This window comes from Streptantibioticus rubrisoli (genome assembly GCF_024436055.1).
In the GTDB taxonomy this organism is placed as follows: domain Bacteria; phylum Actinomycetota; class Actinomycetes; order Streptomycetales; family Streptomycetaceae; genus Streptantibioticus_A; species Streptantibioticus_A rubrisoli.
In genome coordinates this window covers 129,330-150,238 of the sequence record NZ_JANFNH010000010.1, presented here as the reverse complement: position 1 = coordinate 150,238, position 20,909 = coordinate 129,330, and the positions used below count along the sequence as shown (strand labels likewise).

Here is a 20,909-nt window from a genome sequence, read left to right as displayed (position 1 = left end):
GCACCCCGCGGACCCCTACGGCACCCCGCCGTACGGCCGCCCCGGCCCATGGGCGCCCGCACCGCCCGTGCAGCGCCCGACGGTGCCGCCCCCACCGCCCGCGCAGCCGCACGACCCGTGGGCGCCGCCCGTCCAGGCCGCGCGGCCCACTTCGGTGCACGGGCGGCGCGGGCTGGTGGGCGCGGTCGTGGCGGCCGCGATCGTGGCGGGGCTGGTCGGCGGGGTCGCCGGCGCCTACATCCAGCGGCAGGACGCCGGTACCGGAATCACCCTGCCGCAGGCACCCGCCGACCACGGCGGGCGGGCGCCGGGCACCGTCGCCGGGATCGCCGCAGCCACACTGCCCGGTGTGGTCTACATCCACGTCAAGGGCAACGGCGAGGAGGGCACCGGCACCGGGTTCGTGCTGGACGCCCAGGGCCACATCCTCACCAACAACCATGTGGTGGCTCCGGCCGCGTCCAGTGGCGACATCTCGGTGACGTTCAGCGGCGGCGCCACGCACAAGGCGAGCATCGTCGGCCGGGACGCCGGCGACGACCTCGCCGTCATCAAGGTCAGCGGGGTGTCCGGCCTCAAGCCGCTGACGCTCGGCAACTCCGAGTCGGTGCGCGTCGGCGACCCGGTGGTCGCCATCGGCGCCCCGTACGACCTGGAGGGCACGGTGACCTCGGGCATCATCAGCGCCAAGGACCGCCCGATCACCGCGTCCGGCGGTGCGCAGGGCGGCGGCGAGGTCAGCTACGTCAACGCGCTGCAGACTGACGCGCCGATCAACCCCGGCAACTCCGGTGGTCCGCTGATGAACGCCCAGGCCCAGGTGATCGGCATCAACAGCGCGATCCGCTCGGCGGACAACGGCTCACCGGACGGCGCTGGAAGCCAGGGCGGCAGCATAGGGCTGGGGTTCGCGATCCCGATCAACCAGGCGAAGCGGGTCGCCGAGGAGCTGATCAACACCGGCAAGGCCGTCCACCCGGTGATCGGGGTCACCGTCGACATGCGCTACGTCGGTGATGGTGCCCGGATCGCCGACCAGGGGACGAACGGCGCGCCCGCCGTCACTCCGGGCGGCCCGGGCGCCAACGCGGGCCTCAAGCCCGGCGACATCATCACCCAGGTGGACGGCGAGCCGGTGCACACCGGCGCCGAACTGATCGTGCGGACCCGCAGCCACACGCCCGGCGACCACATCAGGCTGACGGTCAAGAGCGGTGACGCGGCGCCCCGCACGGTCGACCTGGTGCTCGGCGGCTCGACCACCGGATGACCCACGGCGCGCGCGATGCGTTGCCCGCCGCGACGCACCCGACGTTCCCCGGGCACCCTCCCGAGCCGCCTCGACGGACGGGTACCGTTGGTGTCCAAAGACGTCACAAGGAGCTGCGACGGTGTTCTTCAACATAAGTCCGTTGGATGTTGTTGCCATCATGCTCCTCGCAGTGATCATTTTCGGGCCGGACAAGCTGCCCAAACTGATCCAGGACGCCAGCCGGATGATCCGCAAGCTCCGTGAGTTCTCCGACAGCGCCAAGGAGGACATCCGCAAGGAGCTTGGTCCGGAGTTCAAGGACTTCGAGTTCGAGGACCTCAATCCCAAGACGTTCGTCCGCAAGAACCTGCTGGACAACGACAGCCTCGGGCTGAAGGACATCCGCAGCAGCTTCGACCTCAAGGACGAGGTGGCGGCCGTCAGGGAGGCCGTGCAGGAGGGCGGGCGTACGGTCCGCACCGCCGGTGGTCCCGCGAGCGCGGCGGCGGCCAACGGCGCCGACCCGCTGCGCAAGAGCGAACCGCTACGGCCGGGCGAGCGTCCGCCGTTCGACGCGGACGCCACCTGAGTCGACCACCTGCCCGGATCGCCACCTAAGAGTGGCTATTCTCACTTAGGTTGTCCATTACTTTTGTATTCGTTTTGGGTTCGCCCGAGGGGTGGGGCGCATCGGCTGACGCACCCCGCGTCGGCCGGTGAGACGTGCGGGCAATGGAGGAGGCGCCGCGGTGGAGACCACGAGTCGTGCGGGGGCAACGGCAGCCAGTGGTGAGCGGGACCCGGGGGTGGGCGGCAGCGCACCGGGCGCCAGCCGTCCGGTGGACGGCTATCTGCTGGCGTCCTTTCCCTGGTACGGGCTGGACCAGGCGTTCGCCGGACCGCGCTGGCTGATGCAGGTGGGCACCAGCGCGGACGGTACGGTGGAGCACGGCGCCCTCGGCCACGGCGACGTGCCGACGCTGAAGGCCTCGCTGCCGATGGCCGATCCGGCGCCGGACGCCCAGCGGTTCGCCGTCGTCGTGACGTTGGCGCACCGGCCGCTGCGGCGCAGTGCGGACGGCACCGGCGTGCTGGAGGCCACCTCGGTCAACTCGGCGGCCTGGCTGGCCGGTTCCGGGCTGCTGTCGTACACCTGGCCGCACCGGATGGAGCGGTCGCTGCGGCAGGACTGGCTGGAGCAGCAGACGGCGATCGCCTGGGAGCTGGCGGACGACCTGTCCGGCTCCGACTGGTCCACGCTGACGCTGCCGGTGGACGGTGTGCCGACCCCGTTCCACTACCGCGAGTCGGAGTACGGCTGGGTGCTGGCCGGTTCGGCACCGACGGCGCACATCGGCGCGTACGGGCGCGGGATGAGCGCCTACGGCCTGGCGTTCGCCGTGGTGCCGGACATCACCGCCTACGAGGGGTAACCCACGCGGGCGGTGACGCCCTGGCAGGCGGTCAGAACTTGTTGCGCGGGGTGATGCCCAGGGACATCCCGGCCAGACCGCGCTGGCGGCCGCCGAGCTTGCCCGCGATGGTGCGCAGCGCCGATCCGGAGGGTGACTCCGGGTCGGTGAGCACCACCGGGCGGCCGTCGTCGCCGCCCTCGCGCAGCCGTACGTCGATCGGGATCGCGCCGAGCACCGGCACGTTGGTGCCGGTGACCTTGGTCAGGCCGTCGGCGACCCGCTGGCCGCCGCCGGTGCCGAAGACGTCGACGATCTCGTCGCAGTGCGGGCAGGGCATGCCGGACATGTTCTCGATCACGCCGACGATCTTCTGGTGCGTCTGCACCGCGATGGTGCCCGCCCGCTCGGCCACCTCGGCGGCCGCCTGCTGGGGCGTCGTCACCACGAGGATCTCGGCGTTCGGGATCAACTGCGCCACGGAGATGGCGATGTCACCGGTGCCGGGCGGCAGGTCGAGCAGCAGTACGTCCAGATCGCCCCAGTAGACGTCGGCGAGGAACTGCTGGAGCGCGCGGTGCAGCATCGGGCCGCGCCAGACCACCGGCGCGTTGCCGGGGGTGAACATGCCGATCGAGATGACCTTCACGCCGTTCGCCGACGGCGGCATGATCATGTTCTCCACCTGGGTCGGCCGACCGTCCGCGCCCAGCATGCGCGGCACCGAGTGGCCGTAGATGTCGGCGTCGACGACCCCCACCTTGAGGCCGTCGGCGGCCATCGCGGCGGCCAGGTTGACGGTCACCGAGGACTTGCCGACGCCGCCCTTGCCGGAGGCGACCGCGTAGACCCGGGTCAGCGACCCCGGCCGGGCGAACGGGATCTCCCGCTCGGCCTGGCCGCCGCGCAGCGACGCCGCCAGCTCACGGCGCTGCTCGTCGCTCATCACGTCCAGCTCGACCTCGACACCGGTGACGCCCGGCACCTTGGAGACCGCGTCGGTCACCAGGCTGGTGATCTTGTCCCGCAGCGGGCAGCCGGAGACGGTCAGATAGACCCCGACCCGCACCAGACCGCCCTCGGCGATGTCCACGGATTTGACCATGCCGAGATCGGTGATGGGCTTGTTGATCTCAGGATCGTTCACCGTCGCCAGCGCGGCGCGCACCGCGTCTGCGCCGGGGACGGAGCCGTACGTGTCGGTAGCCATACGACTGATGGTACGGCGCACCGGTGACACTACGGGCGGGGTGCCGCGTCGGCTTTGTCACTCCGCTCCGGCTCGGCCTGCCTGCGTTCCTCCAGCTCCTTGAGCATGTCCTGCAGTTCGGAGCGGATCCAGTCGCGGGTGGCGACCTCGCCCATGTTCATGCGCAGCGCCGCGATCTCCCGGCTGAGGTACTCGGTGTCGGCGATGCTGCGCTCGTTGCGCCTGCGGTCCTGCTCCAGGTTGACCCGGTCCCGGTCGTCCTGCCGGTTCTGGGCTAGCAGGATCAGCGGTGCCGCGTAGGCGGCCTGCAGCGAGAGCGCCAGGTTCATGAAGATGAACGGGTAGTTGTCGAACCGCAGGTCGTTCGGTGCCGAGGTGTTCCACAGCACCCAAAGGAACAGCAGCACGCTCATCCAGATCAGGAACCGCCCGGTCCCCAGGAAGCGCGCGACGCGCTCCGACATCCGGCCGAACGTCTCGGGGTCGTACGACGGCAACACGCTGATCCGCGTCTCGCGCGGTACGTCCAGCCGGACCCGGGAGCGGGCCGGGCCGGAGGCTGTCGCCTTGCTCCGTTCCATGGTCATGCGCGACCTCCTCCGTCTTCGCTCGCGTGCGTCAGCTCGTGCGGCATCTTGGCGACCGCCACCTCACGCCAGTCGTCGGGCAGCAGATGGTCCAGTACGTCGTCCACGGTGACCGCCCCCAGCAGCGAACCGCTCTCGTCCACCACTGGCGCGGCCAGCATGTTGTACGTGGCGAGGTAGCTGGTCACCCCGGGCAGCGGGGTGTCCGGCGGCAGCGGCCGCAGATCGGTGTCCACGACCGAGCCGACCAGGGTGAACGGCGGCTCGCGCAGCAGTCGCTGGAAGTGCACCACACCGAGGTACTTGCCGGTGGGGGTGTCGTCCGGTGGTCGGCACACGTACACCTGGGCGGCCAGCGCCGGGGTCAGGTCCTTGTTGCGGACCCGGGCCAGCGCGTCGGCGACCGAGGCGTCGGGCCGCAGCACGATCGGCTCGGTGGTCATCAGACCGCCCGCGGTGCGCTCCTCGTACGACAGCAGCCGCCGCATGTCGGCCGCGTCCTGCGGCTGCATCAGCGTCAGCAGCCGCTCCTGGTCGTCCTCGGGCAGCTCGGAGAGCAGGTCGGCGGCGTCGTCGGGGTCCATCGCCTCCAGCACGTCGGCGGCCCGCTCCTCGGCCAGCTTGCCCAGGATCTCCACCTGGTCGTCGTCCGGCAGCTCGCCGAGGACGTCGGCGAGCCGGTCGTCGTCGAGCGCGGCGGCGACCTCCGAGCGGCGCTTGGGCGACAGGTGGTGCAGCACGTTGGCCAGGTCGGCCGGGCGCAGCTGCTCGAAGGTGGCGAGCAGGTTCGCGGCGCCCTGCCCCTCCTCCTCGACCGAGAAACCGGTGACCGCCGACCACTCGACGGTGAGCGCCTCACCGCGCCGCCGTAGCGCGCCGCCCTTGCCACGGCGGACGAAGACCTTGTCGATCTCCCAGTCGCGGCGGGCCGGTAGCTGGGTCATCGCCACGTCGAGCACGGTGACCTGCTCGTCGGACTCCACCAGGCGCACCCGGCGGTCCAGCAGCTCACCCAGCACAAGCGTTTCCGCGGCGCGCTGCTCAAAGCGCCGCATGTTCAGCACGCCGGTAGTGATGACCTGGCCGGACTCCAGGCTGGTGACCCGGGTCATCGGCAGGAAGATGCGGCGTCGGCTGACCACTTCCACGACCAGCCCGAGCACCCGGGGCGGCCGCCTGCCGACCCGGAGCATGACGACGACGTCCCGTACCCGACCGACCTGATCGCCGTTGGGGTCGAAGACGGCGACACCCGACAGGTGAGAGATGAATACCCGCGGGGCTCCTGCGACCATGCCGAGCCTCCGTTACGCCACTGTCAGAAGGATCAAATGACCAGAGGCAAGGGTAACGGCCCCGGCTCGCGGTTTGGCCTGCGCGCGGAGCGCGCTCCTGATCAGGTGGTGGCGGACGGCGGGCGGGGAGTAGCGTTCGCTACTCGTCGCTACAGGAGGTGGACGTCTAGTGACCGCCGTCCGGCGGACGGCCCTGTGCGCACTGGCCGCCCTGCTACTGGTGGGGTGCGGTGACGCCGAACAGGGCACGAACGGCGTCGGCGGGCTGGCCCCCGGCGCCATAGTCTCCCAGGCCCGCGGCGCGGCCGAGCGGGCCGACACCGTGCGGCTGTCCGGCTCGGTCAGCAGCGGCGGCCGGACCTACCGGCTGGACGTGCGGCTGGGCCCGGACGCCGGAAGCGGCCGGGTGAGCACCGGCCACGACACCTACGAGTTGCTACGCGTCGGCACCGACCTGTACCTGAAGGGCTCCCGGCTGTCCGGCGGACTGGGAGGCAAGTACGTCAAGGTGCCCACCGGCGACCCCGCCTACCGGCGGCTGTCCGGCCTCACCGACAAGCGGCAACTGCTCGACGGCCTGTTCTCGCTCGGCTCCAACCCGGCCCGCGGCGGCCACCGTTCGGTCGGCGGCACCCCCACCATCGCCGTCACCGCGCCCGGCGGCACGCTCGACGTCTCGCTGCGGGGCCGCCCGTATCCGCTGCGGTACGAGAGTTCCGGCGGCGCCGGATCGCTGCAACTCACCGGCTGGGGCGAGGCGTTCACCGTGCGGGCGCCGGACAGCGGCCGGGTGCTGGACTACGGGAAGGTCAGCGGTTTCTGACCCGCTTGGCGCCGCGCCTGCCGACCAGCAGCCGGGGCAGCGCCGCCGGGATCGGCCGTCGGGTGGTCGCCGGGCTGGGCACCGGGGCCGCGGCGCCGCTGTCGTCCGGCATGGCGCCGGGGCGCTCGGTGGCCGAGCCGTGCGGTTCGAGCCGCAGCACCCGGCACTCGCGGGCCCAGCGCTCGGCCATGGTGTCGGCGTCCGGCGCGTTGAGCCGCTTGCCCTTCAGCTCCTCGACTGCCGACTCCCACGCCTGGCTGTGCGGCGTCAGCTCGCTGACCCGGGCCTCGAAGGCGACGAGTCGGCCGCCCTTGTCCTTGCTGCGCACGGTGACGGTGGCCGTACCGCCGTCGACGAGGCCCGGCAGCGGCTGCTCGCCGGGGCCGCCGCCGACCAGGCACACGGCGCCGTCGTGCCACAGGTGCCACAGCGCCACGGGGCCCTCGGTGCCGCGCACCCACAACAGCCCGGACTTCTTGGCGGCCTCCTCGATCAGCGCCCGGTCCAGCAACCGCTCGTCCGGCGCCCCGTCCCGTCCCGTCTGCGTCATGCCAGAAGTATGCCTGGCGGCCGCTGGGTGCCGCCCGCCGCGGTGGCGGTCAGCGGATCTGCCGGAGGCGGCCTAACCTGGAACAACGCCGGGCACTAACCTCCTGCGAGACCGCAACCCGTGAGGAGAGCCGCCGCCCGTGTCCGCTGGATCCCGTGTCACGTCCCCACGCTCGTCGGTGCGGCGGGGTGAGTCCCCGATCGCCACCGGGACCCGGCGGATCGACTTCCTGCTGCTCGCGGTGGCGATATCCGGAGTGTCGTTCTCCGCACCGCTGATCGCCGCCACGGCCGCGCCCGCGCTGGCCATCGCCTTCTGGCGCAACGCCATGGCGGTCGGTGCCCTCAGCCCGTTCGTTCTGCTGCGCGGGCGCGCGGAGTTGCGCGGCATGGGACGGCGGGCGGTGCTGCTGTCGATGGCCGCCGGGGCGATCCTGGCGCTGCACTTCGGACTGTGGCTGCCGAGCCTGTCGATGACCTCGGTGGCCTCGTCGACCGCCCTGGTGACCACCACGCCGGTGTGGACCACGGTGCTGCTGCGGCTGCGCGGACGGCGGCAGCCGGGCCTGGTGTGGGCGGGCGCGGCGGTGGCGTTCGCCGGTGTGCTGATGGTCTCCGGGGTGGACCTGTCGCTGTCCACCCGGGCGCTGGCGGGCGACGCGCTCGCGCTCGGCGGCGGTATCGCGGCGGCCGGGTACGTGCTGCTCGGCTCGGAGGTGCGGCGCACCGTCAGCACTGCCGCGTACACGTTCGTCTGCTACGCCACGACGGCCGTGGCGCTGCTGGTGGTGTGCCTGCTGTCCGGGGTCTCACTGGGTGGCGGATACACCGGGCAGACCTGGCTGAAGCTGGCCGCGCTGACCGTCGCCGCGCAGTTGCTCGGGCACTCGCTGATCAACCGGGTGGTGCACGGCCTCGGGCCCTCGGTCACCTCCACCGCGATCCTGCTGGAGACGCCGGGTGCCGCGCTGATCGCGGCGCTGTGGCTCGGCCAGACGCCGCCGGTGGCCGCGTACCCGGCGCTACTGGTGATCCTCGCCGGGCTCGTCCTGGTCATCCGCGCCGAGCGGAACACCCCCAAGCCGCTGCCCGAGCCGGGCGTGTGAACAGGTGCGTGACACTGAGCCGTTGGGCCGGAACCCGGTGTGGACGACCGCGCAGACCAGCACGGTTACACCGAGCACCACGTTCTAAGCGCCTCGCTGGAAGTGCCGCGATGTGCGGTCGATCGGCTGCGGCACCGTCGTGGCTGGTCGCGCCCACGCGGCGGAGCCGCACATGAACACAGCCCCGCGCCCCTTCAGGGCGCTACCGAACCGCAGCGGACTTCACCAACCGCGAGGCACCGCTACCGCCGCGCCCGCCCAACTGAGCTGCCCCGCACCTGAGTTGGCGGACCCGCCCGGCCGTGTCAACGCCGCCGCGCGGGCCGGGATGTTCCGCCGCCGGTCTGCGGACGGCGGCGCCCTAACCCCACCAAGCAGGTGCCGGGCGCCCCGCAGACCGGGAGCCCGCGCCGCGCGATCTATGCTCGCCGTATGGCTGACGTACTGGAGTTGACCGAGGCGCGGCTGCGCACGGCGCTCGGCGAACCGGACGCACGGGCGGCGGTGACCTTCCTCGGCACCGAGCGCATCGAGGTGCTGCGGTTCTCCGACGCCGAGTCGGGCGTGGTGCGTTACGCGACCCTCGGGATGTCCCGGCAGCCGATGACCGACCCCACCTCGGTCACCGCGGACCCGGTCCGCGGCCCGCGCGCCGAACTGGTCCTCACCGTACGCACCGGGTACGCCGACACCGACAAGGTGCTCAGGCCGCTGGCCGTACTGGCCGCCTCCCCGCAGGTCGAGGGCGTGGTGGTGGCACCGGGCGCCTCGCTGGACGTCGGTGAACCGCTGTGGCCCGGCGCGCCGTTCTCCGCCGTGCTGGTCGCCGAGCCCGGCGGACTGGTGGCGGACCTGGAGCTTGACCCGCCCATGGAGCCGGTGCGGTTCTTCCCGCTGCTGCCGATGACCGCCAACGAGGCCGCGTGGAAGCGGGTGCACGGCGCTGCCGCGCTGCAGGAGCGCTGGCTGTCGGCTGGCACCGACCTGCGCGACCCGGTGCGCGGCGGCGTCCCTCTCACGGACTAGGTGGGTTCGGTACCGCCGGTCCGCGCCGTTGTGGTCGCCCGCCGTCGCGGCGGATCTTCCCGGGGGCAAGCCCCCGAACCCCCAGGGCGGACGGCTCGGACGCTGACGGTCCGACACCGCCGGTGCGTGTCACGGGGCTTGCCCGGGTCGTGACGCGCTGCGGACGGGTGATCGTCCTTGACGTGGGGGCGAGAAGAAGAGGACCGTGGGGCGCTATGAGGGGCGAACCCAGTTGCCCGAAGTGCGGGGGCCGGGTGCGGGCGCCCGGCCTCTTCGCGGATTCATGGCAGTGTGACGTTCACGGCAGTGTGCACCCGCTGCAACCTGTCGTTCCGCCGAGCGTCGAGGCGCTCAGTGTCGTGGTGCGTCGTGCGCGGGTACCGGTGTGGATGCCCTGGCCGCTGCCCGTCGGCTGGCTGTTCACCGGCGTCGCCTGCGCGGGGGACGACCGCAGCGGCGGCCGGGCCACCGCCGTCGCATGTTCAGGGCCCGGGCCGCTCGGGGGTCCGGGAGAACTGCTGCTGGTGGCGGAGGAACTGGGAGTCGGCCTCGGCGCCCGCTACGCGGGGATCCCGGGACCCGATCCCGGCCCGGGGATGCCGGTGGACCAGCCGCCGCACGCCAAGGTGCTGGCCGCGGGCCGCCCGACACCGCTGTGGCACGTCGCCGACTCACCGGCCGACCGCGCGGTCTTCGCGGGCGAGGCGTTCGGCCTGTGGCTGTGGGCGATCGTCTGGCCGGAGCAGTCGGGGCTGCTGATGTACGACGAGCTGATACTGACCGACCTGCGGGAGGCGGGTGCGGAGATAGATCTGCTGCCCTGCGGGGCGCTGTCGCCGCGGCTGCTGGACTGAGCCCCGTCCCCCTGCGTGGACTCCTGGGATTTGGGGGTTGCCATCGCCGTTATCCTTGGTTTTCGAAGGTGATACTGGCCGACTGAAGTCGGCGGCGACCGTACCCGTCCCGAGGCAGTGAAGGAGCAGCGCGTGCGTATCGACCTGCACACCCACTCCACCGCCTCGGACGGCACCGACACCCCCACCGAGCTGGTCAACAACGCCGCGGCGGCCGGTCTGGACGTCGTCGCGCTGACCGACCACGACACGGTCGGCGGCCACGCCGAGGCCGTCGCGGCGGTACGCGCGCTGGATCGGCCGCTCACCTTGGTCACCGGCGCGGAGCTGTCCTGCCGGATCGGCGGCGTCAGCATGCACATGCTGGCCTACCTCTTCGACCCCGACGAGCCGGAGCTGGCCCGGGAGCGCGAACTGGTCCGCGACGACCGGGTGCCGCGCGCCCGGGCCATGGTCGCCAAACTGCGCGAACTCGGGGTTCCGGTGAGCTGGGAGCAGGTCGCGCGGATCGCCGGTGACGGCGCGGTGGGACGACCGCACGTGGCGACCGCGATGGTGGAACTCGGCGTCGTACCCACGGTCTCCGACGCCTTCACCGACAAGTGGCTGGCCAACGGCGGACGCGCCTACGTCGAGAAGCACGAACTCGACCCGTTCGACGCCATCCGCCTGGTCAAGGGCGCGGGCGGGGTCACCGTGTTCGCCCACCCGGCCGCCGCGAAGCGCGGCCAGACCGTGCCGGAGACCGTGATCGCGGAACTCGCCGCCGCCGGTCTCGACGGTCTGGAAGTCGACCACATGGACCACGACGAGCCCACCCGCGCCCGGCTGCGCGCCCTCGCCGGTGAGCTGGACCTGTTGGCCACCGGGTCGAGCGACTACCACGGCAGCCGCAAGAGCTGTCGTCTCGGCGAGTACACCACGGACCCCGAGGTCTACCGGGAGATCTTCCGCCGGGCGACCGGCGCCGTTCCGATCAGCGCCATCTAGCACCGCTTACCTGACCTCGGCCCGCCCTCCCCTCGTACCCCCAAGCGTCGCGTCGCGCCCTGCCGCGTCGTGCCGCCGCACAGCCCCCGACCGCGGAAAGCACCACCTGAACATGTTCGACGTCACCCTCTTCGGGTCGGTATTTGTCACGCTGTTCGTGATCATGGACCCACCCGGGATCACCCCGATCTTCATAGCCCTCACCGGCGGCCGTACCGCCAAGGTCCAGCGCCGGATGGCGCTCCAAGCCGTGCTGGTCGCCTTCGGCGTGATCGCGGTCTTCGCGGTCTGCGGCCAGCAGATCCTCGACTACCTGCATGTGTCGGTACCCGCGCTGCGGATATCCGGCGGTCTTCTCCTGCTGCTGATCGCGTTGGACCTGCTGACCGGCAAGGCCGACGAGCCGACCGCGACCAAGGACGTGAACGTGGCGCTGGTGCCGCTCGGCATGCCGCTGCTCGCCGGTCCCGGCGCCATCGTGACGGTGATCCTCGCGGTGCAGCACGCCAACGGTGTGGGCCAGCAGATGTCGGTGTGGGCGGCGATCGCCGCCATGCACCTGGTGCTCTGGCTGACGATGCGCTATTCGCTGGCGATCATCCGGTTGATCAAGGACGGCGGTGTGGTGCTGGTGACCCGGCTGTCCGGCATGCTGCTCTCGGCGATCGCGGTGCAGCAGGTGGCCAATGGCGTGATGGGCTTCATCCACGGCAGCTGAGGCCCCGCGGCGCAGGCCGGTGACGCGAAAGCGCCCCGTACCACGGTGTACGGGGCGCTGTCGGCGTCTTGAGGGGCTTGAGGGCCTTGAGGGCTTACTCCGCGGGGCGGATGTAGAGGCGCTGGCCGGTGGCGGCCGCCTGCTGAACGATCGTCTTGACGGAGGCGGCGTCCACCACGGTGCTGTCCACGGCCGAGCCGTTGACATCGTCGAGTCGTACGACCTCGAAGCGCATTGAGGTTCTCCCTTTCGTCCGTCCCGCGTCGACCACGGGGTTCTGACTGGCGGACACTTCCTCATTGAAGGCCGCGGCTGCTTCGCCGCGATGTCGTGCCCGTTACATCTGGGTACAACGAATGTACCGGGGAAAACATTCCCTACGCTAAAGAAATTTTTTCACCGTCTAACGACGGGCCTTCACAGCGAACCCCAGAAGGCGTCGAGCACAGCCGCGGTCGCCCCCGGCCGCTCGGCGTTGGGGGAGTGCTCGGCGCCCGCGACCACCTCGCGGCGGGCGCCCAGCCGGTCCGCCATCTCGTCCAGCCACGGGGTGGGCCATGCGTAGTCCACCTCGCCGGAGACGACGAGCTTCGGCAGCTCGACCGCCGCGAGTTCGGCCACCCGGTCCGCCTCGGCGATCATCTGACGGCCAGCGGCCATCAGTTGCTCGGGGACGTTCGACAGCCAGCGGCGGTGCAGGAACGCGTCGAGCCCCGGCGGCTCGGCGCGCAGCCTCGACGGCTCGTCGGCAGGGGCGGCCTCCTGTACGTCCAGCTCCCGCATGGCCTGCCAGACGCTCTCCATGTCCATCACCGCGAGCGCGTCCAGCAGCATCTTCGTGCGCTGCTGCTGGGCGGTCTCGATGGCGGCCGGTCCGGAACTCATCAGCGTCAACGACGCCCACGGACCGGCTCCGCCGAGGAGGACGGCGGCCCGGCTCACCAGGCCGCCGAACGAGTGCCCCAGCAGATGCACCCGGTCCGCGTCCAGCGCCGCTGCCTGTGCGACCACATCGGCCGCCAACTCCCACAGCGCATAGGCGCTTTCGTCGCGCGGCCCACCGGTCTGGTACTGGCCGCGGCCGTCCACCGCGACAACTCGCCAGCCCGCGTTGGCCAGTGGCTCAAGCAGCCCGTTGAAGTCCTCCTTGCTGCCGGTGAACCCCGGCACCAGAAGGGCGGTACCACGCCGTGCGTCCCCCGCGTCCAACACGGCGAACGACCCACGGGAGGTGGGCAGTCGGTAAGCGCGCACGCAGGGCGGGAGCTCAAGCAGGGGCGGTCGGCTCATGCGGCGAGATTACGCGGGCGGTGCGGTGCGCGGAAAAACGGTGTGCCGGTCCCCGTGCGGGAACCGGCACACCGTTCGGCCAATGTCACGCCTCCACGGGCGCCTTGGCGGCCACCTTCCGGGTGCGGCGCTTGGGCGCGGCCTCCTCGGCGGGGGCTGCGTCGGATGCCTTCACCTCGGTCGCCTTCGCTTCGGTCGCCTTCGCCTTTGTGGTGGCGGCCTTGCGGGTGCGGCGGGGTGCCGGTGCGGCTTCTTCGGCCGTTGCTTCCGTCGCGGGGGCCTTGGCGGCTGTCTTGCGGGTGCGGCGCTTGGGCGCGGCCTCTTCGGCGGTGGCTGCGTCGGTTGCGTCGGTGGCGGGGGCCGCCTCCGTTGCGGGCGCCTTGGTGGCGGCCTTGCGGGTGCGGCGGGGTGCCGGTGCGGCTTCTTCGGCCGTTGCTTCCGTCGCGGGGGCCTTGGCGGCTGTCTTGCGGGTGCGGCGCTTGGGCGCGGCTTCGTCGGCGGTGGCTGCGTCGGTTGCGTCGGTGGCGGGGGCCGCCTCCGTTGCGGGCGCCTTGGCGGCGGCCTTGCGAGTGCGGCGGCGCGGGGCGGGAGCCTCCTCCCCGGTGGCCGTCTGCGCTGTGGCCGCCTCCGGTGCGGGTGCCGTCTCCTCGGCCACCACCTCGGCGGTGGCCGTCGCCTTGCGGGTGCGGCGGCGGCGCGGCGCCGGAGCCGCCTCCTCAGCGGCCGGAGCCGGAGCGGCCACGGTCACCGCGGCCTCCTCCCGTGCCGCCTCCGGCTGCGCCGCCTCCGTGGCGGCCGGAGCCGTCGGCGCGGCAGCCAGGGACGCGCCGCCGCGGGTGCGGCGGCGTCGGCGCGGGGCCGGACGGGACGCCTCGGCAACCGGAGCGGCGGCCTCCGTGGCCGCCGCCTCCGCCGTCGCCTCCAGCGGCTGGCCGCCGCGGGTGCGGCGGCGCTGGCGCGGGGCGCGCTCGCGCTTCGGGCGGTCGGTGTCGGCCGCGCCGGAGCCCTTGCGGCCACGACCGCGGCCGCCGGTCTCCCCGAGGTCCTCGATCTCCTCGGCGGCCAGCCCGGCCCGGGTACGCGCGGCGCGCGGCAGCACGCCCTTCGTGCCCTCCGGGATGTTCAGCGCCTCGTACAGGTGCGGAGAGGTGGAGTAGGTCTCCGGCGGCTCGTTGAACGGCAGGTCGAGCGCCTTGTTGATCAGCTGCCAGCGCGGGATGTCGTCCCAGTCGACCAGGGTGAGCGCGGTACCGGAAGCACCCGCCCGGCCGGTGCGGCCGATCCGGTGCAGGTACGTCTTCTCGTCCTCGGGCGTCTGGTAGTTGATCACGTGCGTCACGCCGTCGACGTCGATGCCGCGGGCCGCCACATCGGTGCAGACCAGTACGTCGACCTTGCCGTTGCGGAACGCGCGCAGCGCCTGCTCGCGCGCGCCCTGGCCGAGGTCGCCGTGTACGGCTCCCGCCGCGAAGCCGCGGCTGGAGAGCTGCTCGGCGATGTCGGCGGCGGTGCGCTTGGTGCGGCAGAAGATCATCGCGAGCCCGCGGCCCTCGGCCTGCAGCACCCGGGCCACCAACTCGGGCTTGTCCAGCGAGTGCGCACGGAAGACGTGCTGGGTGATGTTGGCCACGGTCGCGCCCTCGTCGTCCGGCGCGGTGGCGCGGATGTGCGTGGGCTGCGACATGTAGCGGCGGGCGAGCGAGATGACCTGGCCGGGCATGGTGGCCGAGAACAGCATGGTCTGCCGCTTCTTCGGCAGCATGTCCATGATCTTCTCGACATCGGGCAGGAAGCCCAGGTCGAGCATCTCGTCGGCCTCGTCAAGGACCAGGGTGCGCACCGAGGACAGGTCGAGCTTGCGCTGGCCCGCGAGGTCCAGCAGTCGGCCCGGGGTGCCGACGACCACGTCGACACCGTTCCTCAGCGCCTCGACCTGCGGCTCGTACGCCCGGCCGCCGTAGATCGCCAGCACCCGCACGTTGCGGACCTTGCCCGCGGTCAGCAGGTCGTTGGTGACCTGGGTGCACAGTTCGCGGGTGGGCACGACGACCAGCGCCTGCGGGCTGTCGGAGAGCGCCTCGGGCTTGGCCCGACCGGCCTCCACGTCAACGGGGACGGTGACCCGCTCCAGCAGCGGCAGACCGAAACCGAGGGTCTTGCCGGTACCGGTCTTGGCCTGGCCGATGACGTCGCTGCCGGACAGTGCGACCGGGAGCGTCATCTCCTGGATGGGGAACGGAGTGGTGATGCCGACGGCTTCGAGCGCCTCGGCGGTTTCGGGGAGGATCCCCAGGTCACGGAAGGTCGTGGTGGACAGGATGCTTGCCTCTTCTATGAGCGCGGCACTGTGCGGTGAGGGGGGTCGAGCGTCCGTCCGTCGGACGCTGACCGCGCCGGAGTGTCGTACGGCCGTAGATGGCCGGGAGCGCGGGACCGCGGCCCTCACACGTGCCGCGAGCGGGGCCCTCCCCCCGGGAGGTGGGGAGGACGGTCGGTTCGGAGCCGATCGGGCCACCGACCGGGCATCCGCATTCATGCGAAAGCCTGCCGTGCTCCACGAAGACTAATCCACGAAGACTAGGCGGGCTTGTATCACTGTACCCCGGAAACGCCCAGCCGCCGAGGACAGATTTTGTTTGGATTCGGGAAAATGTTCGGCGCGCTGACGCGTGCCGGCGGCGCGGCCCGGCCGGAACGCGCCTGACGGGGGCTTTCCGCCGTCCGTCGGCGGACTATTGTGCCCACCATGGAGACGCCTGACGAGAGCACCACAACGGCAACCGGGATCGCCGCCCAGGACTGGGCCACCGCCGCCGCCGACCCGCAGTACCGGGCCGCGGTCGTGGACCTGCTGGGTGCGCTGGCCTACGGCGAGCTGGCCGCGTTCGAGCGGCTGGCGGAGGACGCCAAGCTGGCGCCGACCCTGGCGGACAAGGCGGAGCTGGCGAAGATGGCGTCGGCCGAGTTCGGCCATTTCGAGCGGTTGCGCAACCGGCTCGCGGAGATCGGCGAGGACCCGACCGGCGCGATGGAGCCGTTCGCGGCCGCGCTGGACGGCTTCCACCGCCAGACCGCGCCGTCGGACTGGCTGGAGGGCCTGGTCAAGGCGTACGTGGGCGACTCGATCGCCAGTGACTTCTACCGCGAGGTCGCCGCCCGGCTGGACTCCGACACCCGCGGCCTGGTGCTGGCGGTGCTGGACGACACCGGGCACGCCAGCTTCGCGGTGGAGAAGGTACGGGCCGCGATCGAGGCCGAGCCGCGGGTGGGCGGCCGACTGGCGCTGTGGGCGCGCCGGTTGATGGGCGAGGCGCTCTCGCAGGCGCAGCGCGTCGTCGCGGAACGGGACGCCCTTTCGACCATGCTGGTCGGTGGTGTTGCGGACGGGTTCGACCTGGCGGAGGTCGGGCGGATGTTCACCCGGATCACCGAGGCGCACACCAAGCGGATGGCCGCGCTGGGGCTCGCCTCCTAGATCGATTTGGGTTGCGGTTGTCGTTGACCGCCGGTTTCCGCCGTGGTGGTTGCTCGCCGCCGCGGCGGACTCCTTTCCGGGGCAAGCCCCCGGGACCCGTCAGGCCGTGTGCGGTACCGCTGATCGGCGGCGTTGGCCCGGGTCGCGGACCAGTAGCGAGAGCAGGGCGGCGCCGACGCCGAGGGCGGCGAGCAGCGGGACCGCGAGGTTGCCCGGGCCGACCACGAAGCGGGTGATCACGCCGCCGAGCAGGCTCGCCACCAGGCCGGTGACCAGGGTCAGGGCGCGGGACGGGAAGCGGCGCGGGAACAGCCGGAGTGCCGCCCACGCCGCGCCCAGCCCGATGATCGCGCTGCCCAGTGCTGCCCAGACCATGCGTCCTCCCGTGGCCCTTACGTCCGGCACAACGTCGTAACCAGTCGTAAATCAGACGCTTCCGGTACTACCCACGGCGACGGGGTGCCCAAACGAACGGCGGCCGACCCGGTCACCTCACCGGGTCGGCCGCCGTCCGTCGGCTATCGCGGGCTCACAGGGCGCCGAAGCCCACCCGGTGCTTCGACGGCTCACCGATCTCCACGTAGGCCAGCCGCTCGGCCGGGACCAGCACCTTGCGGCCGTGCTCATCGGTCAGCACCAGCAGCTTCTCGGTGCCGCTCAGGGCCGCGGCCACGGCCTTCTCGATCTCCTCGGGAGACTGCGTGCTCTCGATGTTGATCTCGCGCGGCGCGTTCTGCACGCCGATCTTGACCTCCACGGCTTTCCCTCCGATGGTCTGGCGGTCTGCGCGACAAACCGCGCCGTACGCCGCCAACACTACTGCCCGGAACGGGGTGTCAGTGCTGGCCCTCGGCACCGTGCAGCGGGAAGCCCGCGATACCGCGCCAGGCCAGCGAGGTCAGCAACTGCACCGCCTGGTCGCGCGGGATGGGGCTGCCGCTGGAGAGCCAGTAGCGGGCGACCACCTGGGAGACGCCGCCGAGGCCGACCGCCAGCAGCATGGACTGCTCCTTGGCCAGACCGGTGTCCTCGGCGATCACCTCGCTGATCGCCTCGGCGCAGTCCAGCGCCACCTTGTCCACCCGCTCGCGGACCGCCGGTTCGTTGGTCAGGTCGGACTCGAAGACCAGCCGGAAGGCGCCGCCCTCGTCCTCGACGTAGGCGAAGTAGGCGTGCATGGTCGCCTCGACGCGCTTCTTGTTGTCCGTGGTCGAGGCGAGCGCCGCGCGCACCGCCTGCACCAGCGCCTCGCAGTGCTGGTCGAGCAGGGCCAGGTAGAGCTCCAGCTTGCCCGGGAAGTGCTGGTAGAGCACCGGCTTGCTGACCCCGGCACGCTCGGCGATGTCGTCCATCGCCGCCGCGTGGTAACCCTGCGCGACGAAGACCTCCTGGGCCGCACCCAGCAACTGGTTGCGTCGGGCGCGGCGCGGCAGACGCGTCCCGCGCGGGCGCGCCTCAGTCTGCTCGATGGCTGTCACGCCGCCTCCCAAATGCTCGCACTGACGTCCTGCGAAGTGTGTCTGGCATGTGCGGCATAACCGCGCATGCGCTGGACATCGTACTTTTCGGTAACGGCACTGTGCCTGGCGCGGACGCAGAATCTCATCCCCTGGTACGTGCCGGGAGCCCGTGGCCCCCACCGTTTTGGGGCGTCTTGTCAGCGGTAGTCGTCTTCGTCCAGAGGAACGGGACGGTGCTGTTCCGCGGCATCGGCCTCGTTGGCCTCGTCGGGGACCGGCTCGGCCGCCGTCTCGTCCTCCTCCAGAACGTCCAGCTGCTGTTCCGCGGCGTCCGCCTCGTTGGCCTCCAGATCAGCGGTCAGCTGTTCGTCCGACATGACACCTCCTCGGCCGGTGACGACCTCGTGTAGGAGCCTAGATACGAGCGTAGGAGAGGGTGCCCAGCGGCGCAGCATGGCATGCCCGCCAAAGCCGGTGGACCGGGCCGGTGTGAGGGCCGCCACACCTTCCGCCGCCTCTGGGGCGGCGTGATCGGCTCGTAATATTGCTCCATGTCTTCGACCGAGTCGACCGAAGCCGCAGTGGTGGAGCCGACGCCGACCGTCCCGGTGGCGGGAGCGTCGGCTGACGGCGAGGCGCTGCGGACGGTCTCGCTGCCCGGTTGGTCGCTGACCGTACGGTCCCGGCCGCCGCGCGCCGCCGGGCTGGCGCCCGCGCTGTTCGTGCACGGGCTCGGCGGCTCCTCGCAGAACTGGTCGGCGCTGATGGGCCTGCTGGCGGACGAGGTGGACGCAGCGGCGGTCGACCTGCCGGGCTTCGGGTTCTCGCCACCGCCGGACGACGGCGACTACTCGGTCAACGGCCACGCACGGGCCGTCGTCGCCCTGCTGGAGTCGGAAGGACGCGGGCCGGTCCACCTGGTCGGCAACTCGCTGGGCGGCACCGTCGCCACCCGGATCGCGGCCCTGCGCCCCGATCTGGTGCGCACCCTCACCCTGGTCTCCCCGGCCCTGCCGGAACTCCCCCCGCAGCGCACCGCGTGGCCCACCGCGCTCGCCTCCGTGCCCGGACTGCCCCGGCTGTACGCGCGGGCGACCCGGGACTGGTCGGTGGAGCGGCGCACGCAGGCGTTGCTCTCGCTGTGCTACGGGGACCCGTCCCGGATCAGCGCCCAGGAGTTCGCGGCGGACGCCGAGGAGTACGAGCGAAGGCTGGCGCTGCCGTACTTCTGGGACGCGATGGTGCGCTCCACGCGCGGCCTGGTGAACGCCTACACCCTCGGCGGGCAGCACTCACTGTGGCGGCAGGCGGAGCGCGTGCTGGCGCCCACGCTGCTGGTCTACGGCGGGCGGGACAAGCTGGTGTCGTTCCGGATGGCGCGGCGGGCGGCGAAGGCGTTCCGTGACGCGCGGCTGCTGTCCATTCCGGACGGCGGCCATGTGTCGATGATGGAGCACCCGCACCTGGTGGCCAGGGCCTTCCGCGATCTGCTCGCGGAGGACCACCAGGCGGACGCCGCGCCCCTGAACAGGAGCTGATCGCCCTCGTGGGACGCCACAGCGCGACCAGCCGTACCCCCGTGCGCGCCGCCGACCCGCATGCCGCAACGGCACCGGGCACCGGCCGCCGCAGGCCCCAAGTACCCGGCCCGCGCCAGAAGTTGACTGGAGCCGACAACCCGTCACCTGATCAGAAGTCGACCCGAGCCAACGAGCCGTCACCTGCCCGGAAGCCGATTCGCGCCGACGAGCCGTCACGCCGCCGCAGCCGCCGCAGCCGCCGCAGCCGCCGCAGCCGCCGCAGCCGCCGCATCGCGGTATCGGTCGCCGTGCTCGCCGCCGTGCTGGCCACAGTGCTCGCCGTACGGCTCACCGGTGTTGGCCAGCCGCACGGCACGGTCGACGCCGCCCCGGGCAACGCCGGGCGGCGGGCCGACGGCGGCGCGGCGTCCCGTTCCGACCAGCGGGCCGCGCCGGAGCGGCCCGGCTACGACCAGGCGATGGCCCTGCGCTACCCGCTGGACCCCAGGCTCGCGTTGGGTGGCGGCTTCGAGGCGGTGCCGGGGCACGACCCGGCGCCGGGGCGGGGGCAGGTGCTGCGGTACCGGGTGGACGTCGAGCGGGGACTTCCGTTGGACGGGCGGCTGTTCGCCGACGCGGTGCAGAAAACCCTCAACGATGACCGGAGTTGGGGCCACGGCGGTACCCGGACCTTCGAGCGGATCTCCTCCGGTACGCCGGATTTCGTGATCACGCTGGCGAGTCCGGTGACCACCGGGAAGTGGTGCGCCAAGTCGGGTCTGGACACCTTGGACGAGAACGTCTCATGTGACTCGGCGGCCACCGACCGGGTGATGATCAACGCTTACCGCTGGGCGCAGGGTTCGGACACCTATGGTCCCGACCGGATGCACATGTACCGGCAGATGCTGATCAATCACGAGGTGGGACATCGGCTCGGTCACAACCACGAGCAGTGCGGCAAGCAGGGAGCGCTGGCGCCGGTGATGATGCAGCAGACCAAGTTCCTGACCACGGACGGGCGCACCTGCCGACCGAATCCATGGCCGTTCCCCACCGGCAGCTGAGGAATCACTGGCTTCCATCAGGCTTGCTTTGACATTCCCAAAGAAATCCTTCAGTCTTCTGGGCATGTCCTCAAGCCATGTCACCGAGCGCGCCGCGATCAAGCTGGCGCTCATCGGCGTGGCCGAGCACTGCGTGTCCGACGTCCACTGTCGTTGACCCCGCCCGTTCCCCGGTGACCGGGGAACACCGCTCCCGCGCGGGCGCAGTGCGTGTTCCGTTCCGACCTTGCCGCTGCCCGCGTTCCGCACGCATGCAACTCCGGCAGCGAAAGGCC

Annotated in this window: 23 protein-coding genes and 1 pseudogene; 13 read left to right on the top strand and 11 right to left on the bottom strand. The window is 71.8% G+C overall.

The features are described from left to right. The 3 genes from NON19_RS13140 to NON19_RS13130 form a co-directional block, all read left to right on the top strand. On the top strand, nt 1-1,270 hold a 1,270-nt coding region (locus tag NON19_RS13140; protein ID WP_255927590.1), incomplete at its 5' end, for a S1C family serine protease. A gap of 121 nt (nt 1,271-1,391) precedes the next feature. Beyond that, nucleotides 1,392-1,841 carry a sec-independent translocase gene (locus NON19_RS13135; protein ID WP_255927588.1) on the top strand — a complete coding sequence of 150 codons (450 nt, stop codon included), beginning with the start codon at nt 1,392-1,394 and terminating at the stop codon, nt 1,839-1,841. A 160-nt stretch (nt 1,842-2,001) separates the two neighbouring features. Beyond that, on the top strand, nt 2,002-2,685 hold the full coding sequence (locus NON19_RS13130; protein WP_255927586.1) for a hypothetical protein: 684 nt from the start codon (nt 2,002-2,004) through the stop codon (nt 2,683-2,685). Between the two features lie 31 nt (nt 2,686-2,716). Here NON19_RS13130 and NON19_RS13125 read toward each other — a convergent pair whose 3' ends face one another. From NON19_RS13125 to NON19_RS13115, 3 genes are read right to left on the bottom strand one after another with little or no spacing between them, the layout of a single operon-like run. Then, on the bottom strand, nt 2,717-3,874 hold the full coding sequence (locus tag NON19_RS13125; RefSeq protein ID WP_255927584.1) for an Mrp/NBP35 family ATP-binding protein: 1,158 nt from the start codon (nt 3,872-3,874) through the stop codon (nt 2,717-2,719). A 29-nt stretch (nt 3,875-3,903) separates the two neighbouring features. Then, nucleotides 3,904-4,461, bottom strand: coding sequence for a DUF1003 domain-containing protein (locus tag NON19_RS13120; RefSeq protein ID WP_255927582.1), 558 nt, complete (start codon nt 4,459-4,461; stop codon nt 3,904-3,906). Beyond that, a complete protein-coding gene (locus tag NON19_RS13115) occupies nt 4,458-5,756 on the bottom strand; it encodes a magnesium transporter MgtE N-terminal domain-containing protein (RefSeq protein WP_255927580.1) in 1,299 nt (432 codons plus the stop codon). The genes NON19_RS13120 and NON19_RS13115 overlap by 4 nt, the downstream gene beginning before the upstream one ends. A gap of 169 nt (nt 5,757-5,925) precedes the next feature. On the opposite strand from NON19_RS13115, the gene NON19_RS13110 reads away from it, so the two are divergent. After that, entirely contained in the window at nt 5,926-6,579 is a 654-nt protein-coding gene (locus NON19_RS13110; RefSeq protein WP_255927578.1) for a hypothetical protein, read from the top strand. On the opposite strand, the gene NON19_RS13105 is transcribed toward NON19_RS13110, so the two are convergent. After that, nucleotides 6,566-7,129, bottom strand: a complete 564-nt coding sequence (locus NON19_RS13105; RefSeq protein ID WP_255927576.1) for a hypothetical protein — start codon at nt 7,127-7,129, stop codon at nt 6,566-6,568. The genes NON19_RS13110 and NON19_RS13105 overlap by 14 nt on opposite strands. 178 nt (nt 7,130-7,307) lie before the next feature. On the opposite strand from NON19_RS13105, the gene NON19_RS13100 reads away from it, so the two are divergent. The 5 genes from NON19_RS13100 (at nt 7,308) to NON19_RS13080 (ending at nt 11,822) form a co-directional block, all read left to right on the top strand. Next, nucleotides 7,308-8,234, top strand: coding sequence for a DMT family transporter (locus NON19_RS13100; protein ID WP_255927598.1), 927 nt, complete (start codon nt 7,308-7,310; stop codon nt 8,232-8,234). 432 nt (nt 8,235-8,666) lie between these two features. Beyond that, on the top strand, nt 8,667-9,260 hold the full coding sequence (locus NON19_RS13095; protein WP_255927574.1) for a suppressor of fused domain protein: 594 nt from the start codon (nt 8,667-8,669) through the stop codon (nt 9,258-9,260). Nucleotides 9,261-9,475: 215 nt separating this feature from the next. Next, entirely contained in the window at nt 9,476-10,114 is a 639-nt protein-coding gene (locus NON19_RS13090) for a DUF6758 family protein (RefSeq protein ID WP_255927572.1), read from the top strand. 132 nt (nt 10,115-10,246) lie between these two features. Next, the gene (locus NON19_RS13085) at nt 10,247-11,104 is read left to right on the top strand and encodes a PHP domain-containing protein (protein ID WP_255927570.1); all 858 of its coding nucleotides are present in this window, start codon (nt 10,247-10,249) and stop codon (nt 11,102-11,104) included. A gap of 112 nt (nt 11,105-11,216) precedes the next feature. Beyond that, nucleotides 11,217-11,822, top strand: coding sequence for a MarC family protein (locus NON19_RS13080; RefSeq protein ID WP_255927568.1), 606 nt, complete (start codon nt 11,217-11,219; stop codon nt 11,820-11,822). A gap of 94 nt (nt 11,823-11,916) precedes the next feature. Here NON19_RS13080 and NON19_RS13075 read toward each other — a convergent pair whose 3' ends face one another. The 3 genes and pseudogenes from NON19_RS13075 to NON19_RS13065 all read right to left on the bottom strand — a co-directional run bounded on the left by NON19_RS13075 (nt 11,917) and on the right by NON19_RS13065 (nt 15,529). Beyond that, entirely contained in the window at nt 11,917-12,057 is a 141-nt protein-coding gene (locus NON19_RS13075; RefSeq protein ID WP_255927566.1) for a DUF8834 family protein, read from the bottom strand. A gap of 182 nt (nt 12,058-12,239) precedes the next feature. Further along, complete coding sequence (locus NON19_RS13070) at nt 12,240-13,112, bottom strand: alpha/beta fold hydrolase (protein ID WP_255927564.1); 873 nt, start codon at nt 13,110-13,112, stop codon at nt 12,240-12,242. An 85-nt stretch (nt 13,113-13,197) separates the two neighbouring features. Then, nucleotides 13,198-15,529 (bottom strand): annotated as a pseudogene (locus NON19_RS13065) (DEAD/DEAH box helicase). Nucleotides 15,530-15,858: 329 nt separating this feature from the next. Here NON19_RS13065 and NON19_RS13060 point away from each other — a divergent pair. Then, nucleotides 15,859-16,587, top strand: coding sequence for a ferritin-like fold-containing protein (locus NON19_RS13060; RefSeq protein ID WP_255927560.1), 729 nt, complete (start codon nt 15,859-15,861; stop codon nt 16,585-16,587). 99 nt (nt 16,588-16,686) lie between these two features. Here the strand turns inward: NON19_RS13060 and NON19_RS13055 are convergent, their stop codons facing one another. The 4 genes from NON19_RS13055 to NON19_RS13040 all read right to left on the bottom strand — a co-directional run bounded on the left by NON19_RS13055 (nt 16,687) and on the right by NON19_RS13040 (nt 18,424). Continuing rightward, a complete protein-coding gene (locus NON19_RS13055) occupies nt 16,687-16,962 on the bottom strand; it encodes a hypothetical protein (protein ID WP_255927558.1) in 276 nt (91 codons plus the stop codon). Between the two features lie 154 nt (nt 16,963-17,116). After that, nucleotides 17,117-17,344, bottom strand: coding sequence for a DUF3107 domain-containing protein (locus tag NON19_RS13050; protein WP_255927556.1), 228 nt, complete (start codon nt 17,342-17,344; stop codon nt 17,117-17,119). Between the two features lie 79 nt (nt 17,345-17,423). Then, nucleotides 17,424-18,065 carry a TetR/AcrR family transcriptional regulator gene (locus NON19_RS13045; protein WP_255927554.1) on the bottom strand — a complete coding sequence of 214 codons (642 nt, stop codon included), beginning with the start codon at nt 18,063-18,065 and terminating at the stop codon, nt 17,424-17,426. A gap of 179 nt (nt 18,066-18,244) precedes the next feature. Continuing rightward, nucleotides 18,245-18,424, bottom strand: coding sequence for an Rv3202a family protein (locus NON19_RS13040; protein WP_255927552.1), 180 nt, complete (start codon nt 18,422-18,424; stop codon nt 18,245-18,247). 174 nt (nt 18,425-18,598) lie between these two features. On the opposite strand from NON19_RS13040, the gene NON19_RS13035 reads away from it, so the two are divergent. The 3 genes from NON19_RS13035 to NON19_RS33680 all read left to right on the top strand — a co-directional run bounded on the left by NON19_RS13035 (nt 18,599) and on the right by NON19_RS33680 (nt 20,791). Next, nucleotides 18,599-19,585, top strand: a complete 987-nt coding sequence (locus tag NON19_RS13035) for an alpha/beta fold hydrolase (RefSeq protein WP_255927550.1) — start codon at nt 18,599-18,601, stop codon at nt 19,583-19,585. Between the two features lie 8 nt (nt 19,586-19,593). Further along, on the top strand, nt 19,594-20,634 hold the full coding sequence (locus tag NON19_RS13030; RefSeq protein WP_255927548.1) for a DUF3152 domain-containing protein: 1,041 nt from the start codon (nt 19,594-19,596) through the stop codon (nt 20,632-20,634). A 64-nt stretch (nt 20,635-20,698) separates the two neighbouring features. Next, on the top strand, nt 20,699-20,791 hold the full coding sequence (locus tag NON19_RS33680) for an Ms4533A family Cys-rich leader peptide (RefSeq protein ID WP_372514121.1): 93 nt from the start codon (nt 20,699-20,701) through the stop codon (nt 20,789-20,791). Nucleotides 20,792-20,909 lie beyond the last annotated feature (118 nt).

Coding starts and splice junctions, on each gene's coding strand:
- NON19_RS13125 (WP_255927584.1), bottom strand. CDS start 3,874: ATGGCTACCGACACGTACGGCTCCGTCCCCGGCGCAGACGCGGTGCGC.
- NON19_RS13120 (WP_255927582.1), bottom strand. CDS start 4,461: ATGACCATGGAACGGAGCAAGGCGACAGCCTCCGGCCCGGCCCGCTCC.
- NON19_RS13115 (WP_255927580.1), bottom strand. CDS start 5,756: ATGGTCGCAGGAGCCCCGCGGGTATTCATCTCTCACCTGTCGGGTGTC.
- NON19_RS13105 (WP_255927576.1), bottom strand. CDS start 7,129: ATGACGCAGACGGGACGGGACGGGGCGCCGGACGAGCGGTTGCTGGAC.
- NON19_RS13095 (WP_255927574.1), top strand. CDS start 8,667: ATGGCTGACGTACTGGAGTTGACCGAGGCGCGGCTGCGCACGGCGCTC.
- NON19_RS13090 (WP_255927572.1), top strand. CDS start 9,476: ATGAGGGGCGAACCCAGTTGCCCGAAGTGCGGGGGCCGGGTGCGGGCG.
- NON19_RS13080 (WP_255927568.1), top strand. CDS start 11,217: ATGTTCGACGTCACCCTCTTCGGGTCGGTATTTGTCACGCTGTTCGTG.
- NON19_RS13075 (WP_255927566.1), bottom strand. CDS start 12,057: ATGCGCTTCGAGGTCGTACGACTCGACGATGTCAACGGCTCGGCCGTG.
- NON19_RS13070 (WP_255927564.1), bottom strand. CDS start 13,112: ATGAGCCGACCGCCCCTGCTTGAGCTCCCGCCCTGCGTGCGCGCTTAC.
- NON19_RS13060 (WP_255927560.1), top strand. CDS start 15,859: ATGGAGACGCCTGACGAGAGCACCACAACGGCAACCGGGATCGCCGCC.
- NON19_RS13055 (WP_255927558.1), bottom strand. CDS start 16,962: ATGGTCTGGGCAGCACTGGGCAGCGCGATCATCGGGCTGGGCGCGGCG.
- NON19_RS13040 (WP_255927552.1), bottom strand. CDS start 18,424: ATGTCGGACGAACAGCTGACCGCTGATCTGGAGGCCAACGAGGCGGAC.
- NON19_RS13035 (WP_255927550.1), top strand. CDS start 18,599: ATGTCTTCGACCGAGTCGACCGAAGCCGCAGTGGTGGAGCCGACGCCG.
- NON19_RS33680 (WP_372514121.1), top strand. CDS start 20,699: ATGTCCTCAAGCCATGTCACCGAGCGCGCCGCGATCAAGCTGGCGCTC.